Here is a 25,508-nt window from a genome sequence, read left to right as displayed (position 1 = left end):
AATCCGCATGGAGGACATCACCGGTGCGCCCCAATGCCCGGCGGACACAGCAGAGTTGAGAGACCACGTCGCGGCGTTCGTACGCGACCGGGTGATGCCCCACGAGGCGGCGCTGGACGCCGGCGGACCAGAGGCAGCCACCATCCTTCGCGGACTGCAGACGGAGGCCAAGGCCGAAGGGCTGTGGGCGCTGCCTCTTCCCTCTGAACTTGGCGGCCAGGGGCTGCCACTGCGCTCGTATGCCCATGTCGCCGAAGCCGAGGGAGCCAGCGACCACGGGCCTGCCGCCCTCGGTTCGGCACCTCTGCTCGACACGCTGATGCTCTGGCGGCACGGAAGCCCCGGCGCCCGTGACCGGTACGCCGAGCGGCTGGTCGCCGGGGAGATACGGGCCTGCTACGCGATGACCGAGCCGGAAACACCGGGTACGGACCCCTTCCTCACCGCCACCCGCGCCCTCCCGGGGGAGCACGGCACCTGGCGGGTGAGCGGACGGAAATGGTTCACCAGCGGGGCAGCCGACGCCGACCTGGTCACGGTGCTCGCCCGCACCGATGGGGAACCGGCCGATCGAGAGGGCCTGTCGTTGCTCCTCGTGCCCACTGGCTCACCCGGCTTCACCGTGGTGCGGGAACTGCCGGTGTTCGGGGCGAGCGGGCAGTGGGAGATCGCTCTGGACGAGGTCGTGGTCGACAGCGACCACCTGATCGGCGCGCGCGGCAAGGCCCTGGCCATAGCGGGCGAACGGCTCCAACTGGGCCGCACCCTTCGCTGCCTGCGCTGGCTGGGCCAGGCGGCGCGGGCCTTCGACATCATGCGAGAGCGCGCGGTGACCCGTACCCGCTCCCGAGGCCCCCTCGGTGACCTCCAGCTCGTCCAGCGCCACGTCTTCGAGTCCCTGCTCGCCCTGCGGACGACCCGTCCGCTGGTGTACGAAGCGGTGGCCCGCCTCGACGCGGGGCTCGATGCGCACGTGGAAGTGGGCCTGGCCAAGGTGGCCGCCGCGCGCGCCTTGCAGCAGGTGGCCGACGCGGCGATCCAGGTGTACGGAGCCGCTGGTCTCGGCCCGGACACCGCTCTGCCCGCCCTGTTCCGGACGGGCAGAGCGGCCCGGATCCTCGACGGCCCGGACGAGCTGCACATCACGTCGGTCGCACGCAGGGCCCTGCGCACCGCCGAATGACCGATCAGGCAGCGTTTGCCCTGTCGATCACGGAACGCAGTCGCAAGTCATCGGATGTGATGACCGTGTGCGGATCAAGTAGTCGTGACGGGCCAGCCTGACCGCGGAAACGAGCAGGATTACGGCCAGCACGGGGATGAGCACCAGGTCCGGGAAGACGCCGAGGAGTAGCCCGCCCAAAACGGCGCCGGCGATCGAGCCTGCGGCCATGATCGTGGTGAAGCGGAGGTTGGCGCCGAGAACGGCGAAGCTGCCGTCGCGGCTGTAACGGGCGAAGGCCACGAGCATTGTCGGCAGTGAGACCAGCAGGGAGAGGCTTCCCGCGGTCTTGACGTCCTCCCCGAACAGCAGCACGATCGTCGGGATCAGCAGCTCGCCTCCGGCCACGCCCATGATTGCCGCGACCACTCCGATGCCGAAGCCTGCCACGACGCCACAGGGCACCTGCGCCCACAGCGGCAGCGCGAGCGCGTCCAGGGCGATGGTGTGTGTAACCACCAGGGCAGCGGCCATGAGCACCATCAGGGCGGCCAGCACTTTGTAGAGGGTGGCGCTACGCATACGTACCGCCCAGGTCGCTCCGGCCCAGGCGCCCAGCAGGCTGCCGGCCAGCAGGTTGACGGCTACCGGCCAGCGTGCGGCCACATCGGCGGCCGGGACCGCTGCCAGCCGGGCAGGTAGCGCGACCAGGACTACGACCAGGCTCATCGCCTTGTTCAAGATGACGGCTGAGAGCGCGGCGAACCCGAAGAGGCTGATCAGCAGCGGCAGGCGGAACTCGGCGCCACCCAGACCAATCATCCCGCCCAGAACGCCGATGGCTGCTCCCACACCGAGCATCACGGGTGCTGAGCGCATCGAGCGGAGGGGGACGAGGTCCTGGTCGGTGGTCATGAGGAGCATCCTGGCTGGTGGCCGCGCCTGCCCGCTACGGCACGACCTCAGCTTCGGGGAAAGGCACCGGGTGCCCGCCCACGATTTGTCCGGACCTCCGATCACCGGCATCGACGGCCCTCTGAGCCTCGGCCCAGGAGTGGCCGGCGCTGTCGAAACTCGTGAACATCTCGCGCGGGCCTGGCCGCAGAACGCCCCCGAACCGCTGCAACAGTGCTGCCCATTCTCGTGGACAAAGGCACACGTGGTTTGGCGGGACGGGCAGTTCTTGGTGGAGCACGCCGACGTCCAGCGACTGTGTGCCGTGGCCGACAGGGCAAACGGTGCCTGATGCGGTGCTAGGCGTCGTGAGGGTCGGCGAGGCCCGCGAGTGCGGCGAGCGCGTATGCGAGGAAGAAGTCGCCCCATATCAGCTCGTGTCGCGTCGCCGTCCCGGTGGCGAGGTCGTAGCAGCCGTTCAGGAGGCGGCCGTCCGCTGTGACGTGGGTGCTGACGAGTTCGTCGAGCAGTGCGACGGCTTGGTCGCGGTGGCCGAGTTTGAGCAGGGCCAGGGCGGTGATGGCGGCGGCGGAGGTGTCGAGAGGGCCGTCGGGGTGTGCCTCGTCGGCCGGCTGCACAGCCGGCTCCTGGAGCAAGCGGCTTGTGGCTTCCGCGAGGTAGTCGGTATCGAGACGGTGTGCGGCGTCGGCGACAGCCAGCAGCAGCCAGGCGCGGCCTCGGCTCCAGCCGGGTGGTGGATCGTCGCAGGGAGCCCAGCCGACAGGCCGCTCGTACCGCCAGGACCAGCACGAGGGGCCCTCGCTCAGGCAGAGTTCAAGGTGGCGGTGGAAATGAGACCTTGCCGCTTGGGGGTCCACCGAGGCCAGCAGTGGAACCATGCCAGGCACGCCGTCCACACGGGCCAGAAGACGGGGCCCGCCGAACGCCGAGCCCCAAGGAACCAGGCCAAGTTCGGAGTCGTACGCGTCCTGGCAGGCTTGGGCCGCCCGCACGCGCAGAGCAGCAGCCTCAGGCGAGTCGGCGAGCGCCGTGCCGTACCAGAAAATCAGTCCGCGCGTGGCAGTGTCAGTGTCCACCCAGCCCGCGAGCCGCCCCGTGAACCGGATAGCGGCCTCGCGGTCGGTCCGCTGCCCCGTGTGCCGGGCGCGCAGCCACAACAGTCCTGCCCAGAAGCCGCCCGGCCACGAGCCCCGCCCGGTCGTCGTCCACCGGCCGTTGTCGGGGTCCGCGAACAGGGGAAAGCGGTCGCCCACTTCGGTCAGGGTGACAGCCACCCGGCCGAGGACGGACTCCAGCGCGGGGCCCACCCATTCAGGGACGCCAGGGGACGAGTGGACCGGGCCCTTGGCCGTACGCGCCGTACTCATCGCCGTACGACCGATCGCGGCTCTCGCACCGCCCAGACCAGCGCCACCGCACCCGCGCCCACGAACTCACCCGCAACCAGCAGCCACCCCGCCCCGTAGCGGTCGGCGGCGGCCAGCAGACCGAACAGGGGCGGACCGATCGCGAACCCGGCGAAGAAGCCGGCCGACACCAGGGCCGAGTCCTGGCCTGCCCGGCCGGGCGCCGCACGCTGCATCACCAGCACCATGGAGACCGCGTTCGCGGAGACCGCGAAGATGCCCACGGCGACAGCTGCGACCCAGGCCAGTGGCCGTGCGTACGCAGAGGCCGCGAGCAGCAGCACCGCCCCCACGGCTCCGGCCGCCAGCCCACCCGGCAGCCACAGCGCGCGCCCCGGCTGCCCGGCGACCTTGGACCAGCCCACCCGCCCGGCGATCCCCGCGACGCCCAGGATCGCCACCAGCGCGGCGGCCGCCGTCGGGCCGAGGTCGAGCCGCCGCACGCCGTACAGGGCGAGGTAGGTGTTCACGGAGGCGATGCCGCAGCCCAGCAGCAGCGAGAAAGCGGCCAGCCAGGCGATGGTGCCGCGTGGGATCCATGAGGTGGGCGCGTACTTCGGGGGTGGATCGGCGGGCAGCGTACGCGCCGCCCAGACCGCGGCCACCACGGCCGTCCCGGCAGCCGCCCACACCGCGCCCCGCCAGCCGACGATCCCGGCCAGCGCGGCCAGCGGCAGCCCGGCGGCGAACGCGCCCAGCTGAACGCCCGACTGCTTCATCCCGGTCACTGAACCACGGCGCTCGGCGGGAACCGCCGCCAAAATCGTCTTGTTCGTGGCGGGGTTTGCCAGCGCCTGCGGGAGTCCGCCCAGTGCGACCGCCGCCAACAGGGACCCCGCCCCCGGCGCCGATCCGATCAGTGCCAGGGCCAGTGCCGCCACCAGCAGCAGCGCGACGAGGCAGCGGCGCGGCCCGAGGCGATCCACCACACGTCCGCCGGCCGGTGAGAGCGCGGCGGCCGTCCCGAAGCCGACGGTCGTGGTCAGGCCCAGTAAGGTCGGTGTCACATCCAGGTCGTCCACGAGCCGCGGTCCGAGGGCGCCGAGCAGGAACAGCTGCATCATCGAGAAGGCCATGGCGCACGTCAGCAGCGCGGTCATGCCCCTTGTCGCCGGCGCCGGGCTACTTTCGGCCGCGGTCCGGATCTCACTCTGCTCCGCCGCCACCGGCGCCCCTCCTCAACCCCGTTCCACCCGGCGGCACTTCCCGGGTCCTCTGCAGGAGTCGGCACGAACGGCCCTCGAGTTCCCCGCCGTTGCTGTGGTGTGGATCACAATGACTGGATTGAGTCGGACGCCAGGGGCGTATCCGTACCTCCCCGTGACGCGTGAGACCCGGACTGCGAGGATGAGGCGCCATGACTGCTGGGTGGTGTTCTCGCACGCTTCGGGCCGCTGTGTTCGCGGCCGTCTGTGTGCTGCTCGCCTCCCTGGGCCACGTCATGATGTCGGGGAGTGCGGTGCCCTGGTGGGCCATGGTCACGGGCGCGGCGTTGACCGGCGGCACGGCCTGGTGGCTGGCCGGCCGGGAGCGCGGGCCCGTCCTGGTCAGCTCCGTCGTGGTCGCCGCCCAAGCCGCACTCCACGCGTCGTTCTCGCTCGCCCAGGCAGTCGTACACCCGCAGACATCCGGTGGCAGGTCGCTCTTCCACCAGTGGCTGGGCTACCTGCTGTGCGGTTCGCCGTCGGGTCCGGGCGCTGAGCACGGCGCCATGTCGACGTCGATGGCCTCCATGGACCACGGGATGGGCGCCATGCCCTCCATGGGGCCGATGGGCCATATGGGGGCCGCGCACTCCCTGGACCACGGCATGGGCGGCATGTCCTCGACCGGCATGCTCGCCGCCCACCTTCTCGCCGCGCTGCTGTGCGGCCTGTGGCTCGCCCACGGCGAGCGCGCCGCGTTCCGCATCCTGCGGGCTTTCGCCGGATGGCTCGTCGTTCCGCTGCGCCTGATCCTCCGGCTGCCCACGCCGCCGCACCGGCCACGTTTCCGCGCCCTCAGGGGGCGTTCGGATCGCATGCCGCGGCGACTCCTCCTCGCCCACGCGATCACTTCTCGGGGTCCACCCACGGGGATCGCTGTCGCCTGACGACAGCTGGTTTCCCGAGGCCGCACATGGGGACGACGGGCCGTCGGCTCCCCGCCTCGGGCATCGGTCGCGCACACGCGCGCCCGGCCGTTCACCCCTTCACCGGTTCCGCCGTCCCGCTCGCTTCTCTGCGCGCGCCGGCCCGGACACCGCTCCCCTGGATTCCCGAGAAGGAGAGACACCAGGTGCTCACTCCTGTCCTGTCTTCAACGCGCGAAGACTCGCAAGAAGAGTCGAGAGACGCGTCGATCACGGCCTGGGCCCTCGCCGCCCGCGGCGGCGACCCCGACGCCGTCGACCTCTTCGTCCGCGCACTGCACCGAGACGTCCGCCGGTACGTGACGTTTCTCGGTGCCGACCCCCAGAGTGCCGACGACCTGACCCAGGACACGTTTCTGCGGGCCCTGGGCAGTCTGCACCGGTTCGAAGGCCGTTCCTCGGCCCGTACCTGGTTGCTGTCCATCGCCCGCCGCGCGGTGATCGACAGCTTCCGCTACAACTCCTCGCGCCCCCGTCTGTCGGACACGGACGACTGGCAGTCGGCCGTCGAACACACCCAGTCGCGCGATCTGCCTGGCTTCGATGACGGCGTCGCCCTCGCCGAGCTGCTGGACGCGCTTCCGGACGACCGCCGCGAGGCTTTCGTCCTCACCCAGCTGGTCGGGCTTCCGTACGCGGAGGCGGCCGACGTCAGCGACTGCCCGGTGGGCACGGTGCGCTCACGGGTCGCCCGCGCCCGCACCTCGCTGATCGAGTGGCTGACCGAGGCCGAGCGCTGCACGCCGGTGGCCGCCGCGGCGTGACGGGCCGCGTACGTATGCAGCCGCCCGGTTCGTCCTCCGGGCGGCAGCAACCTGATCCGGTCCTCCCCTCACGGATGGCAGCCTCGAGCACAGTCTCTGAACACGGCGAGGTTTCGCGCCGTACCCCGTGCCACGCGGCACCGGAACCCCAAACACCCCAAAGGCACAACCGCCGGAAACAGAGAATCAGGAGCACCCACCATGGCCGGGAAGACCTACACCGTGTCCGGCATGAGCTGCGGCCACTGCGCCGCGAGCATCACCGAAGAGGTAGTGGAAGTACCCGGCGTCACCGAGGTCGATGTCGACGTCCCGACCGGGCGGGTGACGGTACACGGAGAGGCGGTCGACGACGACGCCGTACGGGCAGCGATCACCGAGGCGGGCTACGAGGTGACCGCAGCCGCGCAGGGCGCCGCGGCCTGAGCCGCACGCCCAGCCGATCGCCCTCGGCCGGCGCGTACATCCTGGCGCAGGCCAGGGAGCGCCGTCCGGGTGGCCCACGATGGCCGCGCCCCCGTCCGACCGCGCCTTTGACGGGCCGGTGACCGGGATGTCAAGCCGTCGGCGGAGAGCACGGAAGGCGACGACGGTATGCCCCTCGCCATATCCATCGGCGTCGGGGCAGCCGTCCTCCTGCACGGTTGGCTGCGCATGGGTGGTCCAGGAGCCGCTCAAGCGGGTCTGCCTGAGTCCTTCTCGGACGGTGGGCCTCCGCGGCCCGGGCAGTACGGTCGCGAGCGTGATCCACTCGGCGCCCGCACAGGGGTTCTGCTCCGACACGTCGTGTCCAGGAGGCCGAGCGCGTAGGCACCCGCATCATCCGGTGCGCCGCAGCCCACCCCTTCAACCTCTCGGCCATATCCGCGAACCCTCGCACCCCAGACCAGTGCGGGCCCCTTCAGTAGCTGCTGGTCTATGAACGGGTTCAGCGAGAACGGTAGTTCGGCTCCCGACTGCGGGCTGTGACCTGCGTGGGCGGTCGGGGACTGCATCTCGACAACACCGCCGCAGCATGGCGAAGCCCGCCCCTTGACGGGACCGCGTTTCGGGAGTGTTCCGAGGCCCGTCGGTTGAGGGTGTTCACCGACCTCCCCCAGCCGGCCGACGGCCGCCTCCGACGTCCTGCCACGGGCGTGGGCATCCCCTCACGTGGTTGACCGTAGGGCCCGCTCAGCTGGATACGTCTGTCGATTGGCCTACATGACGTCGGTGGGGCAGGGGTCAGATCACGGCGAAAGCCTGGCGGTACTCGCTCGGTGTGGTCCCTGTGGTGCGGCGGAAGTGCTGCCGGAAGTTCGCGGGGGTGCCGAGGCCGCAACCGGGGGCAGAGCCGCGTGTTCCAATGGCGCCGACGAGTCGATGGAGATGTCCAAGAGGGCCGGTTCGGCTCCGGCGCGGACGAGGAGGTCGCCGACGGCGGGGATCACCGCGCCGTTGTCCGTGGACAGCCTGAGCGGCGGCACGCGAAGCTCGATGCCGGCGGCCTGGCAGCGTTCCTCGGCCAGGGACTGCACCCGGGAGTTCGCGGCGCCCTCGCTCACCACGACCAGGGCCCCCACGCCGTACTCGGCGCAGACCGCCGCCACCGCATGCCCCGGCAGCCACCCGTCTCGGACCAGCCCGGCGCCGGTCTCGTCACAGGGCGACTCGATGCCTAGAACGATCGGAGGACCCATTACCCGCCCTTCCTGCACCCCTAAAAGTTATTGCAACTGTTGTGCGATAACTTGGCGCTGATGTGTACCCCTTCCGAGGTGTGCAGGCACCGCCGTAAACGTGCGCATCCGTTGGTGGCCCCGAACGCCCAGGCGCCGAGCAGCGTCCCCTGTTAGCCCATCCCGCCCGCCGCCGTGACCATCGTCGGGACCGGCCCAGCCGCCGGACGTGGTGTTCATCGGCGGGCGTTTCACCCCCCTTGGCCTCCTTGGCGCCTGGTGGGAGGCGCTGCCTTTCGGTGGGCGCCTCGTCGTCAACACCGTGAGGCTGGAGTCGGAGGCGCTGCTCGCCGATGCCTACCGGCGCCATGGAGGCGATCCGGTAAAGCTCGCCGTGGCGCGCGCCGTGCCCGTGCGCGGCTGCACCGGTTGGCGGCAGGCGCTGCCGGCCGCACAGTGCGCGGCGCGCAAAGCCGCCCGGGCAACCGCCAACCTCCCTCCAGGAGCGGACAGATGACCGTCTGTTTCGGCGCGGGCGCCGACGACCTGATCAGGGGGTGCGGCGCGCGTACGCTTGCCACCTGCCAGGTCTGCCTGTTCGCGGGCAGCCTGGTACCGCGTGAGCTGCTCGCCGCCCGATACGACCACCACCGCCGCCCCGAACTCTCCAGCGCCCGGCGCACCTTGGTGAAGGTGTGGCCCAGCTTCATCACCACGCCCGCGTCAGTCGACGCGAGCCGGGCGGTCAGCTCCGGGCAGCGTGCCCGGCAGGAGGTCAGCACCTCCTTGCGGGGCCTGGGGGCGAGGCATGACGCAGCCAAGCGCTATTGCGAATAACTTGCAATAGCGCGTAGATGGCAATGAGTGTCGGGCTGGTCGCATCCCATGGAACCTGCCGGCATGCCGGGTGCGGGGCGTCGTTCCGCCTGACAGCGTTCGTTCCACGACGTCGCCTCGCGCCCGCCCCTCGATCAGCTTCCGCGGTTGGCGCACCGGCCGTAGAGAAGCGGTCATAGCGAGGCGTCGGGCTGCAGCCCCGCAGTTCCTCGACCTTGCCCACCGCTTCCGTCAGTTGCCGGCTGGCAAGCTCCTCGATGACCACACTGCTGGCACACCGTGTGATGGTGAGGCTCTCCCGTGATGCCGTAGTGCGATGGATCGCGGGTCTGTTGCACCGGTGAGAACGCCCCCTGCGTCTGCGACGCGACCGCGGTCCTAGGACCTATGCCTGATCGGCGATTGTCCTCTCCTGCTGCTAGCGTGCAACTGCACATCAGTCGCAATTATGTCGGAGGACGTTGGACATGGCGGTTTACACGCTCCCGGAGCTTCCCTACGACTACGCGGCGCTCGAACCGGTCATCAATCCGCAGATCATCGAGCTGCACCACGACAAGCACCACGCGGCCTACGTCAAGGGCGCGAACGACACACTGGAGCAGCTGGCGGAGGCCCGGGAGAAGGAGCAGTGGGGCTCGATCAACGGCCTGGAGAAAAACCTCGCCTTCCACCTCTCCGGGCACATCCTGCACTCCATCTACTGGCACAACATGACCGGCGACGGCGGCGGCGAGCCGCTGGAGAAGGACGGCGTGGGCGAGCTCGCGGACGCGATCGCCGAGTCCTTCGGCTCCTTCGCGGGCTTCAAGGCCCAGCTCACCAAGGCCGCCGCGACTACGCAGGGTTCGGGCTGGGGCGTGCTGGCATATGAGCCTCTGAGCGGCCGGCTGATCGTCGAGCAGGTCTACGACCACCAGGGCAACGTCGGCCAGGGATCCACCCCGATCCTCGTGTTCGACGCCTGGGAGCACGCCTTCTACCTCCAGTACAAAAACCAGAAGGTCGACTTCATCGACGCCATGTGGGCTGTCGTCAACTGGCAGGACGTTGCCCGGCGTTACACCGCCGCCAAGGAGCGCGGCGACAGCCTGCTGCTTGCGCCGTGACGCCGTGACAGGGTCCGCACATACGTCCTTGCTCGTGATCGTCTTCTCAACCTTCACTTGCAGGCGGTGATACGAAGGGCTCCCGCGAGGACGTGACTCGCGGGAGCCCTTCGGTTTCTGTCCCGGAGCGGGGGTCGTCCGACCGGGGCGGGCGGGCGCGGCCGGAAGCTCGTGGGCGCCGACCTTGTCGGTGCTCAGGCTGAGAGCGGGCGTCTGGGTCGTGGGGTCTGGCAACCGGCGCGTCGGGGTGCGTAGGGCTGTGGCAGACGTGGCAGTCGTACGGCGTCGCGCTGAGGCCGCCCTCGGCGTCGAGCAGCGGCTCAGTGGTGTCTCGTCAGTTCGGTGCAGGTAGTTCTTGTCGTGGTGGCGATCGCCACCACGGGGATGAAGACGAGAACCGGGTGGACGCCCTGATCGGCCGGCGACGATGCGCCACATCCGAATGAAGCGGCCTCCGGCCGCGGGCCGAAAGCCGCTGAGACGGATGTGGCTTGGAGAGCACGTTCCAGCCCTCCAAGCCCGGCCCTAGACTGCGACCGCTTCGAAAACTGGCGATCTTCGGGAGGGTGTGCAGGATGAACCGAGCACTCATGACCGCATTGGCGGCATTAGCGTTGGTCACGTACGGGGGCAGCACGGCCTCCGCTTCCGACGCCCCGCCGCGAACCACGCATGGCCCCTGCCAGTACACCCGGACCCCGGACGAGCCGCCGGCTCGTCCGGTTCCCCTGCCGCCCGACCCACGACACACCCCCAGCCACGGCGTCGTCGACATGGCTGTCCCGACCAGCCAGGGCCCACTCCCGCTGCGCCTGGACCGGGCGAAGGCGCCGTGCACGGTTCAGAGCTTCGTGCACCTGGCGCAGCACCGCTTCTACGACCACACGGTGTGCCATCGGCTGACGGCGTATCCGACGCTGAAGGTCCTGCAGTGTGGCGATCCGACCGGCACCGGCGAGGGTGGGCCGGGGTACAAGTACAAGGACGAGCTGCCGGTGGACCTGCCGCCGGCGCCGAGCGACCCGACCGGCGTCCGTCGCCTCTATGGGCGCGGTCTGCTGGCGATGGCCAACGCCGGGCCGGACACGAACGGTTCGCAGTTCTTCGTCGTCTACGGCGACTCCGCGCTGCGACCGAACTACACGGTGTTCGGCACGGTCGGCGCCACCGGTCTGGAGACGCTCGACAAGATCGCAGCCGGCGGCATCGAGCCAACCGCGCAAGACCCGGCGCCTGTCGACGGCACGCCCGTGTTGCGGACCGAGCTGCGCAGCGTTTGGCCGTCCTGCCGCCTCTGACGAACGGTGGCGCGGTCAGCGCGGTCCGACTACGTGACTGGTCGTGCATGACAGCGACTCCTTGAGGGTCCACGCCTGGTACTCCCCAGAACGGTGAGCAGGACGGCCAAGAGGCTCGCGAGTACGGTGAGGTCGCGCCACTGGCGGGGCTGCCTTTCCGGCTGCTGCATCCGTCCTTTACCGCTGCTCACCTTGGCTGGCCTCTGGCGGCCCAACCGCAGCCTCACCCGCTGCTCCCCACCCACGCGGCGCATGTCTCCTCCCCGGCTCACTCATGCCAAAGACGGGCAACCTCCCGGATTGGCTCCACGGCTCACTTGCCGAGTGTCCGTCCGCACGCGGCTGCCAGTACGCTCGTCGGCTGGTCGAACCGCAGGTACAGATCCACGGCGGGCAAGGGCCTGTCGTCCGCGGTCAACGGGTCCATCGTCCCGCTCCCTAAGAGGCTCGTACTCGCCTTCCCAGCGGGCCAGATGCCACCGGTCCTCGACATGCCTGAGGAAACGTCAGGTAAGTCAGCATCCACCCAGCATCAGTCTCGTACGGTTCCTCGCGCGTGCGCCTGGTCGGTGGCTTCGCGGCAGCCTGGGTGGCGCAGAAATGCGCAGGCGGGAAGCCTGGTCACAGCACCGCACGATTTTCCCTAAGGTCTTCGAGCCAAAGGCGTGCCCATGTACAGTATGGGCGCCCCTGACCTGCAAAAAGCTGGCGGGGAGCCGTCCTCTAGGAGTCCAACATGCTGCGCACCATGTTCAAGTCCAAGATCCACCGCGCAACCGTCACCCAGGCCGACCTGCACTACGTGGGATCGGTGACCATCGACGCCGAGTTGTTGGAGGCGGCCGATCTGCTCCCGGGTGAGCTCGTGCACATCGTGGACATCACCAACGGGGCCCGGCTGGAGACGTACGTCATCGAGGGGGAGCGCGGCTCGGGGGTGATCGGGATCAACGGGGCGGCGGCCCATCTCGTCCATCCCGGAGATCTGGTGATCATCATCAGTTACGCTCAGGTGACCGACGCCGAGGCGCGGGCGCTGAAGCCGCGGGTGGTGCACGTGGACCGCGACAACCGGATCGTGGCCCTGGGGGCCGACCCGTCGGAGCCGGTGCCGGGCTCGGACCAGGAGCGCAGCCCGCAGGCCGTGGGCGCCTGACCGTTCGACGAGGAGTGCTCATGAGCGAGGTCCGGATCCGCGACGACCGGGCGGCGGGTCGCCTGGAGGCCCTCGCGGACGGCGGTGAAGTCGTCGGCCGCATCGAGTACTTCGTGCTCGACGCCCCGGAGCGAGCCCTCGTCCCCGTGCACACCATCGTGGAGCCCGCGCACGAGGGCAAGGGCATCGCGGGCTCGCTGGCGCGTGAGCTGTACGCGGTCGCCGCACGGGAGGGGGTCCCCGTGGCCCCCCTCTGCCCGTACGTCGTGAAGTGGGCCGAGCGTCACCCCGAGGAGGCCCCGGCCGCCGACCCACGGCTGCTCCAGGCCGCGAAGGACTGGCTCGTCGCGCACCCCGGACGGTTCTGAGCGGAAGGCCGGCCCCACAGATGCTCGCCCTGCTGCACACGTCACCCGCCCACATCCCCGTCTTCGACGCCCTCCGCGAGGAGGACCACCCGGACCTCCGACTGCGGCACGAGGTCGACGAGGAGCTGCTGGCTCGCGCCCGACGGGACGGGCCGGACGCGGTGACCGACGACGTAGGGGCCGCCCTGGACCGGTTGGCCGCCGAGGGCGCCCGGGCGGTGCTGTGCACCTGTTCGAGCATCGGCGCCGTCGCGGAGGCGTACGACGCCGGAGTGCCCGTCCTGCGCGTCGACCGCCCGATGGCGGCCGCCGCGGTGGCCGCGGGCTCACGCCTCGTCGTCCTCGCCACCTTGGAGAGCACCTTCGCCCCGACCCGGACACTGATCGAGGAAGAGGCCCACCGGGCCGACCGCCCCGTCACCGTCCGCACGCTCCTCGTCGACGGCGCCTGGGACCGTTTCGCGGCCGGTGACACCGAGGGGCACGCGCGTCTGGTGGCGGCCGCCGCCGACGCGGTCACCGACGCCGACGCGATCGTCCTCGCCCAGGTCTCCATGACCCCGGCCCAGCGCCGCACCACGACCACCGTCCCGGTGCTGTCCAGCCCGCGCCCGGGCCTCGTGGCCGGCGCCGCCGCCGCGCGCCGGCAGGCCCACCCGGGCCGACGCGTTGACGCCCACGGGTGACTGGCCGCACGGGCGTCGGGTACGCGGGGGAGTAGTCCAGAGCGGACAGAGCGGACGCAGACCCACTGCCGGAGGACATCATGACCGACCCGTACCCGGACCCCGTACAGCCCGGACCGACCCCGGGCCCGACCCCGCCAGGCCCGCCCCCGGACCCAACCCCGCCAGGCCCATCCCCGGACCCGGCTCCGCCAGGCCCGCCCCCGGACCCCACTCCACCGGGTCCGCCTCCCAACCCGACCCCACCAGGACCGGGCCCCAACCCCACCCCGCCCCCGGGTCCCGACCCGGCCCCGGGCCCCTCCCCGTCCCCCATCCCACCGGGCCCTGAGCCGGTTCCGAACCCGGAGCCCGGCCCACCGCTCACATGACCGACGAGTGAGACGAAAGCGGTGGGCGACGAGAAATCCGCCGCCCACCGCAACCCCGTGGGGCGCGGGGAACTGCGCGACGCCCACCGCAACCCCGTGGGGCGCGGGGAACCGCGCGACCAGCCCACGGCCCCCCGCACTCGCCCCGCGCCGGGACCACCCCACTGAGTGGCGTTACTCGGACACCTCCGACCGGTCCCCACCCCACAACGTGTGGAACGACCCCTCCCGGTCGGTCCGCCGGTACGTGTGCGCCCCGAAGTAGTCCCGCTGCCCCTGCGTCAGCGCCGCAGGCAACCGCTCCGCACGCAGAGCGTCGTAGTAGGCGAGTGCCGCGGCGAAGCCGGGGGTCGGCACGCCCTGGCGGGTCGCCGCGATGAGTACCTCGCGCCAGTCGTCCTGCGCGTCGGCGATCTCCCGCGCGAACGTCTCGTCGGACAGCAGGCTCGGCAGGTCGGCCCGGGTGTCGTACGCCGCGCGGATGCGGTCCAGGAAGGCGGCGCGGATGATGCAGCCGCCACGCCAGATCGCGGAGACGGCGCCCAGGTCGATGTCCCAGTCGTACTCCTCGCGGGCCGCCGCGATCTCGTGGAAGCCCTGCGTGTACGACACGATCTTCGACGCGTACAGCGCCTGCTCCACCCGGTCGGCGAAGGCACCCGCCTCCGCCTCGCTCAGCGGCGACGCCTTCGGGCCGGCCAGCCCCCGCGAGGCCTCGCGCAGCGCCGCGTGGCCGGAGAGGGAGCGGGCGAAGACCGCCTCGGCGATGCCGGACACCGGGACACCCAGGTCGAGGGCGATCTGGACCGTCCAGCGGCCGGTGCCCTTCTGCTCCGCCTGGTCCACCACCACGTCCACGAACGGCTTGCCGGTCGCCGCGTCCACGTGGGAGAGGACCTCGGCCGTGATCTCGATCAGGTAGGAGTCGAGCCGGCCGGTGTTCCAGGTGCGGAAGATCTCCGCGATCTGCGCGGGGGTGTACCCGGCGACGTCGCGCAGCAGCTGGTACGCCTCACCGATGAGCTGCATGTCGGCGTACTCGATGCCGTTGTGGACCATCTTCACGAAGTGCCCGGCGCCGTCCGGGCCGACGTGCGTCACACAGGGCGCCCCGTCCGCCGCCTTCGCCGAGATCTTCTCCAGCATCGGGCCGAGCGAGTCGTACGACTCCTTCGGGCCGCCCGGCATGATGCTCGGCCCGTTGAGCGCGCCCTCCTCGCCGCCCGAGACGCCCATGCCGACGAAGTGGATGCCCTGTTCGCGCAGCTCGCGCTCACGGCGCCGGGTGTCGGCGAAGTGGGCGTTGCCGCCGTCGATGATCATGTCGCCGGGCTCGAGGAGCGGGGCGAACTCCCGGATCACCGCGTCGGTCGGGTCACCGGCCTTCACCATGATGACGAGACGGCGGGGCCGCTCCAGCGCCGCCACGAACTCCTTGGCGGTCTCGGCCGCGATGAAGTCCCCCTCGCTGCCGAACTCCTCGACCAGGGATCGCGTACGCGCGGGCGTGCGGTTGTGCACCGCGACCGTGTAGCCGTTGCGGGCGAAGTTGCGGGCGAGGTTGCGGCCCATGACCGCCAGACCCGTGACGCCGATCTGGGCTGAAGTGCTCATACGGTTTGGCTCCTAAACATCCTGAACATTCCGAACATTCCAAGCATCTTGGACATCGTCATGCCGGTCGTGCTCGGCAGTATGCCTTTCAGGCCATCCTTACGTGCCGGTGCACCGACCGCACGCCCCGGGGTGTTCGACATTGCGTACGGTTGCCCAAGCCAATACGCACGGAAGACCCCGCCTGCCTCATCCGTTGTGCAACGGGATTCCGTTCCCGGTCACTTGGGCGGCGTCACGGCCGATTTATCGTCTTGTCATGGCTTGTTGGAGGCCCTTACTTTTGGCGCTCCTGCGCATGTCGAGGGGGACGTACATGGCCGTACGCGGCCGGCACCGCCGGTATCAGCCCAACAGAATCAACCGAGCGTCACTCACCGTAACGGCGGGCGGCGCCGGTATCGCGATACCGCTCATCGGCGCCGGAGCCGCCCAGGCGGCCGACGTGGAGACCTGGGACAAGGTCGCCGCCTGCGAGTCGACCAACAACTGGGACATCAACACCGGCAACGGCTACTACGGCGGCCTCCAGTTCACGCAGTCCACCTGGGAAGCCTACGGCGGCAAGGCGTACGCGCGACGGGCGGACCTGGCCACCAAGGACCAGCAGATCGCCGTCGCGGAGAAGGTGCTCAAGGGGCAGGGGCCCGGCGCCTGGCCGGCGTGCTCCGGACGGGCCGGACTCGCCCGGGGCGGCGACACCCCGGACGTCCACCCGAACGGCACCTCGGCCCGGACCGAGAAGAGCTCCCTGAAGGACGTACAGCCGCAGAGCACGCCCCAGTCACGGGCGGGCACCGCCGAGATGTACACGGTCGTCCACGGCGACACCCTTTCCGGCATCGCCGACGAACAGGACGTCCGGGGCGGCTGGCGGCGGCTGTACGCGGCCAACCGCACGGCCATAGGAGCCGACCCGAACCTGATCCTGCCGGGGCAGCGGCTGAAGCTGCGCGGCGAGGGATCCGGCACGACGAGCCGCAGTGGCACGGGTGCCCGCGAGAAGAAGAGTTCCTCTTCCTCTCATTCGTCCTCCTCGTCGCAGGGCTCGCACAAGGCGAGCGGCCACTCCCGGGTCGCCCCCGTGAGCGCCTCGACCGGTACGCCGTACCACGCGACGGGCTCCTCCTGGTCGAAGGGCTACCACACGGGTGTCGACTTCCCCGTGCCCACCGGCACGACCGTGAAGTCGGTCGCGTCGGGCCAGGTCGTCAGCGCGGGCTGGGCCGGCTCCTTCGGCTACCAGGTGGTCGTACGGCACGTCGACGGCCGCTACACCCAGTACGCCCACCTCTCGGCGATCTCCGTACGGGACGGCCAGTCGGTGGGAACCGGCCAGCGCCTCGGCCGCTCCGGCTCCACGGGCAACAGCACGGGCCCGCATCTGCACTTCGAGGTGCGGACGGGGCCCGGTTTCGGTTCGGACGTCGACCCGTTGGCCTACCTGAGGGCCGGCGGCGTCACGATCTGATACGGGTGCGGTGCCGGTCGAGGACGCGCACCGGAACGTACGGACCGCCGTAGATGCTGCCGTAGAAGGGCACCGGTTCCAAGGCGGCCGGGTCCGGTTCGTCGTACGAGCGGTCCGGCACCGCCGCGGGGCACGGGATACGGCTCTCCAGGACCGGGAGGGGGTCCACGGCCGGGAGGGGGTCCACGGCCGGGACGGGTTCCGGGACCTGGACGGGTTCCGGGACCGGGGCCGGCACCAGCACCTCCCCGGGCACCGTCTCCCCCGACTTCGCCGGCGTGTGGGTGAGGCGCTCGGTGGTCAGCAGGATCAGGCCGCCCGCCGCCACCACACCGCAGCTCAGGGCGAGCACGGTGCCGGTGGTGCCGTAGCGGAACGTCTCGCCGAACATCGTGATGCCGACCGCGGCCGCCACGACCGGGTTCACCACCGTCAGCGTGGCCAGCGGAGCGGCGAGGCCGGCGCCGCGGTAGGAGGCCTGCGACAGCAGCATGCCGGCCGTGGCGAGCACACCGATCACGGCGAGGGAGGGCACGTCCGCGGCCGAGACGCCGTCGGTCCAGTCGACCGCGACGGTCTTGGTGAACACCGAGGACATGCCGAAGGCTATGCCGGAGGCCGTGGCGAGCAGCATGCTGCGCACCGCCGGGTGCCGGTGGGCCGCCCGGCCCGCGATCATCAGTGTGACGACCGCGCCACCCGTGAACAGCGCCAGGGCCACCCGCTGCGGGGTGCTCAGCGACTGCGCATCGGACGCGCCGACCAGGGACAGCAGACCCGCCAGACCCACCGTTGCCATGATGGCGCCCCGCCAGGCGGCCGCCCCGGCCCTGCGGCCGACGAACAGCGCCGCCATGGGCAGCGCGAAGACGATCGTCAGCGCGCCCAGCGGCTGCACCAGGCTGAGGGGGCCGTAGGCGAGCGCCACCACGTGCAGGAGTCCGCCGAGGCCGTTCAGCGCGACCGCCGCCCACCAGCCCGGCCGGCGCAGTGGCGCGTACTGCTCACCGGGGGAGGAGACCGCGACCTGCTCCTGCACGATCGCCCCGCCCGCGTATGCGACGGCTGAGACGAACGACAGGACCACGGACAACGCGAGGGCACTCACCGGTAGCTCCTCTGCGGGGGGCCGGGGCGCTGGGCCCGGCGCGGCGAACGGTCTGCTTCCATGCACAACACGATGCCGTGCCGAGCTGTTCCCGTCGTCGTCCCTGAGCACGCAATGGCTCATACTGCCGATGGAGTACGAGGGGTCCACCGTCCTCCCTCAGGGGGGTGACACAACCCTGAGCCCATGGACCTCCGGTCCTACAGCTCTTGGTACTACTTGCCTTCGTGGACCTCGACCCCGGCCTCTCCGCTCTCCGCCCGCTCGGCGCGTTCTTCGTCCTGCGCGAGGCAGGAGACCAGCAGGCGCCGCTGCCGACGCTCGCACAGACCTATACGGCCCCGGCCCCCGATCCGTTCGACGATCCACTGACGTTCCGCGTCCGCAGAGTGGCGGACGGCTTGCGGGCTCCCGAAGCGCGGGTCGCGGCGTCCGTCGCCCACCAGGCCCTCGCGGCCCGCCTGTGGTCGGCGGCGCTCGGCTGTGCCGTCCTCTACGGCCGGACACCCGACCTCGATGCCCGTCTGCTGCGCTGGGACGCCGGCGCGTCCGCCCCCGACGACCTGTGGCTGACCGACGTACGGCCTCTGCCCGGGGACGCGGCGACCGTGGCGGACGTCGTGCTCGTCGGTCATCTGCGGCCATTGGCCGCCGCCCTGCGCGCCCGCCACCGTCTCGCCGAGGGGCTGCTGTGGGGCAACGCGGGGTCCGCGCTCGCGGGCGCCGCCCGGGAACTGGACCGCTGGGCCCGCGCCCACGGCCGCCCCGACACCGCCGCCCGGGCCCGCGGCCTCGCCGCCGAGATCCTCGGCCACCCCCTCCTCGCCCGCACCGGCACCCTGGCCGGCACGGCCTTCCGGCGGCGCAGCTGCTGCCTCTACTACCGTGTGCCCGGCGGTGGCGTGTGTGGTGACTGTTGCTTCACAAGGGCCCCGCGCTCTTCCCCGCGCGGCGCATCTGGGTGACCATGAAAGGGAACCGGCCGCTGAGAACTGGGGGTTGTGGGTGCGAGTGGGACTGCTGACCCGGGAGTACCCCCCGGATGTCTACGGCGGCGCGGGCGTCCATGTGGAGTTTCTGGCAAGGGAATTGAGATCCCTCGTCGACCTCGACGTGCACTGCTGGGGCGAGGGCCGCACGGAGGGTGTCGTACGTCATCGCCCCTGGTCCGCCCTCGACGGTGCCAACGACGCGCTGCGCACCTTCTCCGTGGACCTCTCCGTCGCCGCCGCCGTCGAGGGCCGCGAACTGGTGCACTCCCACACGTGGTATGCCAATCTGGCCGGCCACTTCGCGAAACTCCTGTACGGCATCCCGCACGTGATGACCGCGCACTCGCTGGAGCCGCTGCGCCCCTGGAAGGCCGAGCAACTCGGCGGCGGGTACGAGCTGTCCGGCTGGGCCGAACGCACCGCGATCGAGGCCGCCGACGCGGTGGTCGCCGTCTCCGGCGCCATGCGGGAGGACATCCTCGCCTGCTACCCGGCGCTGGACCCGGGCCGCGTCCACGTCGTGCACAACGGCATCGACACCACGCTCTACCGGCCCGACCACGACACCGACGCCCTCACCCGGGTCGGCCTCGACCCGAACCGCCCGTACGTGCTGTTCGTCGGCCGGATCACCCGCCAGAAGGGCGTCCCGCATCTGTTGCGCGCGGTGCGGGACGTCGATCCGGCGGCGCAGGTCGTGCTCTGCGCGGGCGCCCCGGACACGCCGGAGATAGACCGCGAGTTCCGCGACCTCTTCGAGGAGCTCAGCCGGGTCCGCGACGGCGTGTACTGGATCCCGCGGATGCTGCCGCGCGCGGAAGTGATCCAACTCCTGACGCACGCGGCGGTGTTCGTCTGCCCTTCGGTGTACGAGCCCCTCGGCATCGTCAACCTGGAGGCGATGGCCTGCGGCACGCCCGTTGTCGCCTCCCGTGTCGGAGGCATTCCGGAGGTCGTCGAGGACGGAGTGACCGGGGTGCTCGTCTCCGCGGACGAGGACTTCGAGTCCGGTCTGACCGAGGCGCTGGACGCGGTCCTCGGCGATCCGGACAAGGCCCGCCGGATGGGTGAGGCCGGGCGGGAACGCGCCGTGCGAGAGTTCGGCTGGGACGCGGTGGCCAGGCGTACGGTCGGGTTGTACGAGGAGATCGTCAAACAGGCGTAGCCCGTGTCACACGGGGCAGGCATGGGTCAACCTGGGTGAGGGGAGCGGCCATGCGTCGTGGAGGACCTTCGGTGCTCGGCATCGTACTCGCGGGCGGTGAGGGCAAACGCCTGATGCCCCTGACCGCGGACCGCGCGAAACCAGCGGTCACATTCGGCGGAACGTATCGCCTGGTCGATTTCGTGCTCTCGAACCTCGTGAACGCCGACATCCTGCGCATCTGCGTGCTCACGCAGTACAAGTCGCACTCGCTGGACCGGCACATCACGACGACCTGGCGGATGTCCAGCCTGCTCGGCAACTACGTCACCCCGGTCCCGGCCCAGCAGCGGCTCGGCCCGCGCTGGTACCTGGGCAGCGCCGACGCGATCCTGCAGTCGCTGAACCTGATCTACGACGAACGGCCCGAGTACGTGGCGGTGTTCGGCGCGGACCACGTCTACCGCATGGACCCCCGGCAGATGCTCGAACAGCACATCGAGGCCGGCGCGGGCGTCACGGTGGCCGGCATCCGGGTGCCGCGCGGCGAGTCGTCGTCCTTCGGGGTGATCACCCCGGGCTCGGACGGCCAGAGCGTCGACCAGTTCCTGGAGAAGCCGGCCGACCCGCCCGGGCTGCCCGACGACCCCGAGAGCGTCTTCGCCTCGATGGGCAATTACATCTTCACCACCAAGGCTCTCATCGAGGCGCTCCAGCGGGACGCCGAGGACGAGAACTCGGTGCACGACATGGGTGGCTCGATCCTGCCCCAGCTCACCCAACGGGGTGAGGCACAGTTGTACGACTTCAGCGCCAATCACGTGCCGGGCGAGACCAATGGGGACCGGGGCTACTGGCGTGACGTCGGCACCCTCGACGCGTACTACGACGCCCACATGGACCTCATCGCCGAGCGGCCCGCCTTCAACCTCTACAACCGCAGCTGGCCGATCTACACGCACTCCAACCAGCTCTCGCCCGCCCGTTTCAATGCCGGCGGCATGGCCAGCGAGTCGATCATCAGTGCGGGTTGCCTGATTCGCGGGCAGGTCACGAGGTCGGTGCTCTCGCCAGGGGTCCTCGTCGACCCGGGTGCGGTGGTGCAGGGCTCGATCCTCCACGACAACGTGCACATCGGGCGGGGGGCGGTGGTCCGCGGGGCCGTGCTGGACAAGAACGTCGAGGTGCCGCCGGGCGCCACGATCGGCGTGAATCCGGAGCGGGACGCGGAGCTGTACTCCGTCTCCCAGGGCGGGGTGATCGCGCTCGGCAAGGGCCAGCGCGTGTCGTAACGCCCTACCGATCGTTTTCCGCCACGACACGATGCAACGTCTGTGGCCTGCGGGACTCCGGGGCTGCCGAGATCTGTTACTTAATCGGATGTTAACTGTGTGTAGCTTGATCGTGCTTGACCGTAATCGATCGAGAGCGATTGACTGCTGCTCCACCCTTCGTCGACGCGAGGCAAGCCCTTGACTGATCCACTGGCACCTCTCGACCTGGCGTTCTGGAACATCGAGACCGCCGAGCACCCGATGCACCTCGGCGCTCTCGGGGTCTTCACGTCCCACTCGCCCACCGCCGGTGCCCACGCGGCGGACCTGCTCGCCGCCCGTTCCGCCGCGGTCCCCGGACTGCGCATGCGGATCCGGGACGTGTGGCGCCCGTCCGCCCTCGGCAGCGCCGTGCGCGAACCCGCCCCCGAGTTCGACCCCCTCGACCACGTCCGGCTGCACCCCCCGACCGGCGACTTCCAGGCCGCCGCGGGCCGCCTCATGGAACGACCGCTGGAGCGCGAGCGGCCGCCGTGGGAGGCCCATGTGCTGCCGGGTGAGGACGGCGCCTCCTTCGCCGTGCTCTTCAAGTTCCACCACGCCCTCGCCGACGGCCTGCGGGCGCTGACGCTCGCCGCAGCCGTCCTCGATCCCATGGACCTGCCCGCGCCCCGGCCCCGCCCCGCCGAGCCGCCGCGCCCGCTCCTGCCCGACGTACGCCGACTGCCCGAGCTGGTGCGCGGCGCCCTGTTCGACGTGGGCCGCGCCCTCGACATCGGGGCCTCCGTCGCCGTCTCCACCCTCGGCATGCGCTCCACCCCCGCGCTCAGCGCCGCGCCCACCGGCACCCGCCGCACCGCCGGCGTGGTCGTCGACCTCGACGACGTGCACCGGATCCGCAAGGTCGTCGGCGGCACCGTCAACGACGTCACGATCGCCGTCGTCGCCGGCGCCCTGCGCCGCTGGCTCGACGAGCGCGGCGACGGCAGCGACGGCGTGGCGCCCCGCGCCCTGATCCCGGTCTCCAAGCGCCGCCCGCGCACCGCCCATCCCCAGGGCAACCGGCTCTCCGGCTACCTGATGAGGCTGCCCGTCCACGAGCCCGACCCGCTCGTCCGCCTCGCGGTGGTGCGCGCCGCCATGGACCGCAACAAGGACGCCGGACCCAACCGCGGCGCGGGCGCCGTCGCCCTGCTCGCCGACCACGTCCCGGCGCTCGGCCACCGCTTCGGCGGGCCGCTCGCGGCCCAGGCCGCACGGCTGTGGTTCGACATCCTGGTCACCAGCGTGCCGCTGCCCAGCTTCGGCCTGAAACTCGGCGGGAACCCGGTCACCGAGGTGTTCCCGTACGCCCCGCTCGCCGCCGGCCAGTCACTCGCGGTCGCCATCTCGACGTACCGCGGCAGCGTCCACTACGGCCTCGTCGCGGACGCCGAGGCGGTCCCCGACCTGGACCGGTTCGCACACGCCCTGACCGAGGAGGTGGAGACGCTCATCACGGCCTGCGGCTCTTGACCACCTCCTTTTGCGGGCTCGTGCACCTCCGGGCGCTCCACTCGGCGTCGGGAGTACGACCGCGCTCAGCGGGCGGGTTTGGAGGTGTGCCCCGGCGCTCCGTTAAAATCGCCTGTTCGAGGGCGGGCGCGGTCGGAGCGCTGCGCGGGTTGATCAGGGAAGCGGCAGCGCGATGACGGTGACAGAGGACGGCTCGGCGTCCATGGAGTCGACGGAGTCCATGGAGGAGATGGTCTACGGGCCCGGCATCGACCCGGAGCGGCTCGCCGTCTGCCTCAGTGTGCTCGACGAGCTCGACAAGCTGGAGGTCGACCACCCCGACGCGATCGCCGTGCGCCGGGCGACCGCCGGCATCTACCGCACGGTGAAGCAGCGCCGCCGCCAGGAGCGCCGGGCCGCCAAGACCGCCCACGACAAGGCGGTCACGGAGGCCACGGCGACCGGCTCCGCCCAGCGCATCGACGACGAGACGGAGGGCATCCTGCCGTCGTCGATCACGGACGAGGGCAAGATCGCGGGGATCCTCCAGCGTCCCCGCTCCTGCTACACCTGCAAGGCCCGGTACGTGGAAGTCGACTACTTCTACCACCAGCTCTGTCCCGACTGCGCCCGCCTGAACCGCAGCAAGCGCGACGCCCGCGCCGACCTCACCGGCAAGCGGGCGCTGCTCACCGGCGGCCGCGCCAAGATCGGGATGTACATCGCCCTCCGGCTGCTGCGGGACGGCGCCCACACGACGATCACCACACGTTTCCCCAAGGACGCCATCCGCCGCTTCAAGGCCATGGACGACTCGGCGGACTGGATGCACCGCCTGGAGGTCGTCGGCATCGACCTGCGCGACCCGGCGCAGGCCGTCGCCCTCGCCGACCAGGTCGCCGAGGCGGGCCCGCTCGACATCCTCATCAACAACGCGACGCAGACCGTACGCCGGCTGCCCTCCGCCTACGCCGCCCTGGTCGAGGGCGAGAGCGCCCCGCTGCCCGCCGGGGAGCTCCCCGCCCACCACGTCATCGGTGCCTTCAACTCGGGCGCGGTCGACGGTATCGCCGCGCTCCCGCTGGGCACCAGCGGCCTCGACGCGCAGAAGGTCGCCGACCTCGCCCTGGTCGCCGGCAACGCCAGCGTCGCCCGGCACCTCGACGGCACCGCCATCGACGCGGGCGGGCTGGTCCCCGACGTCGTGGACACCAACACCTGGGTGCAGACCATCGAGCAGATCTCCCCGGTGGAGCTCCTCGAGACCCAGCTGTGCAACTACACGGCGCCGTTCATCCTGATCAGCAAGCTGCGGCCGGCGATGGCCGCGGCGGCGAAGCGGGCGGCGAGCGGTCGGTCGTACGTCGTGAACGTCTCGGCGATGGAGGGCGTCTTCGGGCGCGGCTACAAGGGTGCGGGGCACCCGAACACGAACGCCGCGAAGGCCGCGATGAACATGGTCACGCGGACCAGTGCGCAGGAGATGTTCCAGGCCGACGGGATCCTCATGACCTCGGTCGACACGGGGTGGATCACGGATGAGCGGCCGCACTTCGACAAGCTGCGGCTCGCGGAGGAGGGGTTCCACGCGCCGCTGGACCTGGTGGACGGGGCGGCTCGGGTCTACGACCCCGTGGTGCGGGGTGAGACGGGGGAGGACGTGTACGGGGTCTTCCTGAAGGATTACGTGCCGGGTAAGTGGTGAGAGGTTTCAGGCCGGTGGGCGGGCGCGGGCTGTGGGGGATTCTCGCGCCGTTCCCCGCGCCCCTGGGCGTGCGACGCGTGCAGCCCTCACCTGCGTGCCGCCGTCCACCAGCAGGTCTGCTCCTGTGATCCACTGAGCCGCGTCCGACGCCAGCCACAGCACCGCCCGCGCCACGTCCTCCGGCTCTCCGATCCGGCCAAGTGGCAGGCCTGAGGCGATCTCGTCCTCTCCCGGCTCCCATACGAACCGTGCCATCTCCGTGCGTACGAGGCCGGGGGAGACGGAGTTGACCCGGACGGCCGGGCCCAGCTCGCCCGCCAGTTGCCGGGTGAGGTGCAGCAGGGCCGCCTTGCTGGTGCCGTAGGCGCCTACTCCCGGGCCGACATGGGTCGCGCCCTCCGTGCAGATGTTGATCACGGTGCCGCCGTGCTTGCGCATCCAGGTGTGCCACGCGCACTGCGTCAGCCGCAGGGGTGCTTCCACGTTGACGGTGAAGGCTTCGCGCCAGACGGCCGGGTCGGCGTCCATGAGAGGGCCGTAGGGCTGGTTGGTCGCGGCGTTGTTGACCAGGATGTCGAGGCGGCCGAACTCGCGCAGGCACAGGCCGGCGAGTGCCTCCGGGTGCCCGGGGTCGGCGACGCTGCCGGCCAGGCCGACCCCGCCCAGTTCGGCGGCGGCGCGCCCTACCTCGTCCGCGTCCCGCGCGCTCACGCACACCCGTGCCCCGGCGTCGGCGAGGGCCTGTGCGACCGCCCGGCCGATGCCCCGCGTGGCCCCCGTGACGACAGCGGCCCGCCCGCGTAACCCGTACGACGACGTCATCGGCGTACGGTCTCACGGCGCAC

The 25,508-nt window shown here is 71.0% G+C and carries 22 protein-coding genes and 2 pseudogenes; 17 read left to right on the top strand and 7 right to left on the bottom strand.

What is annotated here, in order from left to right:
• The first annotated feature begins 7 nt into the window (after positions 1-7).
• The gene (locus IG99_RS39810; protein ID WP_037683194.1) at positions 8-1,183 is read left to right on the top strand and encodes an acyl-CoA dehydrogenase family protein; all 1,176 of its coding nucleotides are present in this window, start codon (positions 8-10) and stop codon (positions 1,181-1,183) included.
• Between the two features lie 27 nt (positions 1,184-1,210).
• Here the strand turns inward: IG99_RS39810 and IG99_RS39805 are convergent, their stop codons facing one another.
• From IG99_RS39805 to IG99_RS39795, 3 genes are all read right to left on the bottom strand, one after another.
• On the bottom strand, positions 1,211-2,077 hold the full coding sequence (locus tag IG99_RS39805; protein ID WP_051866517.1) for a sulfite exporter TauE/SafE family protein: 867 nt from the start codon (positions 2,075-2,077) through the stop codon (positions 1,211-1,213).
• Positions 2,078-2,415: 338 nt separating this feature from the next.
• Positions 2,416-3,444 (bottom strand): sugar ABC transporter permease, encoded by a 1,029-nt coding sequence (locus IG99_RS39800; protein ID WP_234312116.1) that lies wholly within the window; start codon positions 3,442-3,444, stop codon positions 2,416-2,418.
• Complete coding sequence (locus IG99_RS39795) at positions 3,441-4,583, bottom strand: MFS transporter (RefSeq protein WP_037683189.1); 1,143 nt, start codon at positions 4,581-4,583, stop codon at positions 3,441-3,443. Before IG99_RS39795 ends, IG99_RS39800 begins: the two co-directional genes overlap by 4 nt.
• 257 nt (positions 4,584-4,840) lie before the next feature.
• Between IG99_RS39795 and IG99_RS39790 the strand changes: the two genes are divergently transcribed.
• The 3 genes from IG99_RS39790 (at position 4,841) to IG99_RS39780 (ending at position 6,804) form a co-directional block, all read left to right on the top strand.
• A complete protein-coding gene (locus IG99_RS39790) occupies positions 4,841-5,575 on the top strand; it encodes a hypothetical protein (RefSeq protein WP_078948200.1) in 735 nt (244 codons plus the stop codon).
• A 185-nt stretch (positions 5,576-5,760) separates the two neighbouring features.
• Entirely contained in the window at positions 5,761-6,378 is a 618-nt protein-coding gene (locus IG99_RS39785; RefSeq protein ID WP_037683185.1) for a sigma-70 family RNA polymerase sigma factor, read from the top strand.
• A 201-nt stretch (positions 6,379-6,579) separates the two neighbouring features.
• Positions 6,580-6,804, top strand: coding sequence for a heavy-metal-associated domain-containing protein (locus IG99_RS39780; protein WP_037683183.1), 225 nt, complete (start codon positions 6,580-6,582; stop codon positions 6,802-6,804).
• An 803-nt stretch (positions 6,805-7,607) separates the two neighbouring features.
• Here IG99_RS39780 and IG99_RS39775 read toward each other — a convergent pair.
• Positions 7,608-7,961: pseudogene (locus tag IG99_RS39775) on the bottom strand (hypothetical protein); the annotation flags it as partial.
• 304 nt (positions 7,962-8,265) lie between these two features.
• Here IG99_RS39775 and IG99_RS46825 point away from each other — a divergent pair.
• From IG99_RS46825 to IG99_RS39745, 7 genes and pseudogenes are all read left to right on the top strand, one after another.
• Positions 8,266-8,553, top strand: coding sequence for a hypothetical protein (locus tag IG99_RS46825; RefSeq protein ID WP_394298077.1), 288 nt, complete (start codon positions 8,266-8,268; stop codon positions 8,551-8,553).
• A pseudogene (locus IG99_RS48310) lies at positions 8,550-8,669 on the top strand (precorrin-4 C(11)-methyltransferase); the annotation flags it as partial. The gene IG99_RS46825 and the pseudogene IG99_RS48310, both read left to right, overlap by 4 nt.
• 671 nt (positions 8,670-9,340) lie before the next feature.
• Positions 9,341-9,982, top strand: coding sequence for a superoxide dismutase (locus IG99_RS39765; RefSeq protein WP_037683179.1), 642 nt, complete (start codon positions 9,341-9,343; stop codon positions 9,980-9,982).
• A gap of 773 nt (positions 9,983-10,755) precedes the next feature.
• On the top strand, positions 10,756-11,280 hold the full coding sequence (locus IG99_RS39760; RefSeq protein WP_234312115.1) for a peptidylprolyl isomerase: 525 nt from the start codon (positions 10,756-10,758) through the stop codon (positions 11,278-11,280).
• 736 nt (positions 11,281-12,016) lie between these two features.
• A complete protein-coding gene (gene panD / locus IG99_RS39755) occupies positions 12,017-12,436 on the top strand; it encodes an aspartate 1-decarboxylase (RefSeq protein WP_037683175.1) in 420 nt (139 codons plus the stop codon).
• A gap of 20 nt (positions 12,437-12,456) precedes the next feature.
• Complete coding sequence (locus IG99_RS39750; RefSeq protein ID WP_037683174.1) at positions 12,457-12,804, top strand: GNAT family N-acetyltransferase; 348 nt, start codon at positions 12,457-12,459, stop codon at positions 12,802-12,804.
• A 20-nt stretch (positions 12,805-12,824) separates the two neighbouring features.
• Positions 12,825-13,490, top strand: a complete 666-nt coding sequence (locus IG99_RS39745) for an aspartate/glutamate racemase family protein (protein ID WP_037683173.1) — start codon at positions 12,825-12,827, stop codon at positions 13,488-13,490.
• 545 nt (positions 13,491-14,035) lie between these two features.
• On the opposite strand, the gene gndA is transcribed toward IG99_RS39745, so the two are convergent.
• On the bottom strand, positions 14,036-15,475 hold the full coding sequence (gene gndA, locus IG99_RS39740) for an NADP-dependent phosphogluconate dehydrogenase (RefSeq protein ID WP_037683171.1): 1,440 nt from the start codon (positions 15,473-15,475) through the stop codon (positions 14,036-14,038).
• A gap of 316 nt (positions 15,476-15,791) precedes the next feature.
• On the opposite strand from gndA, the gene IG99_RS39735 reads away from it, so the two are divergent.
• Entirely contained in the window at positions 15,792-16,946 is a 1,155-nt protein-coding gene (locus tag IG99_RS39735; protein ID WP_037683169.1) for a transglycosylase family protein, read from the top strand.
• On the opposite strand, the gene IG99_RS39730 is transcribed toward IG99_RS39735, so the two are convergent.
• Complete coding sequence (locus IG99_RS39730) at positions 16,936-18,054, bottom strand: DMT family transporter (RefSeq protein WP_037683167.1); 1,119 nt, start codon at positions 18,052-18,054, stop codon at positions 16,936-16,938. The genes IG99_RS39735 and IG99_RS39730 overlap by 11 nt on opposite strands.
• A 227-nt stretch (positions 18,055-18,281) precedes the next feature.
• On the opposite strand from IG99_RS39730, the gene IG99_RS39725 reads away from it, so the two are divergent.
• The 5 genes from IG99_RS39725 (at position 18,282) to IG99_RS39705 (ending at position 24,663) form a co-directional block, all read left to right on the top strand.
• The gene (locus IG99_RS39725; protein ID WP_037683164.1) at positions 18,282-19,019 is read left to right on the top strand and encodes a (2Fe-2S)-binding protein; all 738 of its coding nucleotides are present in this window, start codon (positions 18,282-18,284) and stop codon (positions 19,017-19,019) included.
• A gap of 40 nt (positions 19,020-19,059) precedes the next feature.
• The gene (gene glgA, locus IG99_RS39720; protein WP_037683162.1) at positions 19,060-20,211 is read left to right on the top strand and encodes a glycogen synthase; all 1,152 of its coding nucleotides are present in this window, start codon (positions 19,060-19,062) and stop codon (positions 20,209-20,211) included.
• A gap of 50 nt (positions 20,212-20,261) precedes the next feature.
• Complete coding sequence (gene glgC, locus IG99_RS39715) at positions 20,262-21,482, top strand: glucose-1-phosphate adenylyltransferase (protein WP_037683160.1); 1,221 nt, start codon at positions 20,262-20,264, stop codon at positions 21,480-21,482.
• 180 nt (positions 21,483-21,662) lie between these two features.
• On the top strand, positions 21,663-22,979 hold the full coding sequence (locus IG99_RS39710) for a wax ester/triacylglycerol synthase family O-acyltransferase (protein WP_037683159.1): 1,317 nt from the start codon (positions 21,663-21,665) through the stop codon (positions 22,977-22,979).
• Positions 22,980-23,151: 172 nt separating this feature from the next.
• Positions 23,152-24,663, top strand: a complete 1,512-nt coding sequence (locus IG99_RS39705; protein ID WP_037683157.1) for an SDR family NAD(P)-dependent oxidoreductase — start codon at positions 23,152-23,154, stop codon at positions 24,661-24,663.
• 6 nt (positions 24,664-24,669) lie between these two features.
• Here the strand turns inward: IG99_RS39705 and IG99_RS39700 are convergent, their stop codons facing one another.
• Positions 24,670-25,485, bottom strand: coding sequence for an SDR family oxidoreductase (locus IG99_RS39700; protein ID WP_037683154.1), 816 nt, complete (start codon positions 25,483-25,485; stop codon positions 24,670-24,672).
• Positions 25,486-25,508: the final 23 nt, after the last annotated feature.

Origin of the sequence: Streptomyces griseus subsp. griseus, from assembly GCF_000720255.1 — a bacterium.
GTDB classification, from domain to species: domain Bacteria; phylum Actinomycetota; class Actinomycetes; order Streptomycetales; family Streptomycetaceae; genus Streptomyces; species Streptomyces griseus_I.
The sequence above is the reverse complement of the archived record's forward strand: the minus strand, read 5'-3'. Positions and strand labels throughout refer to the sequence as shown.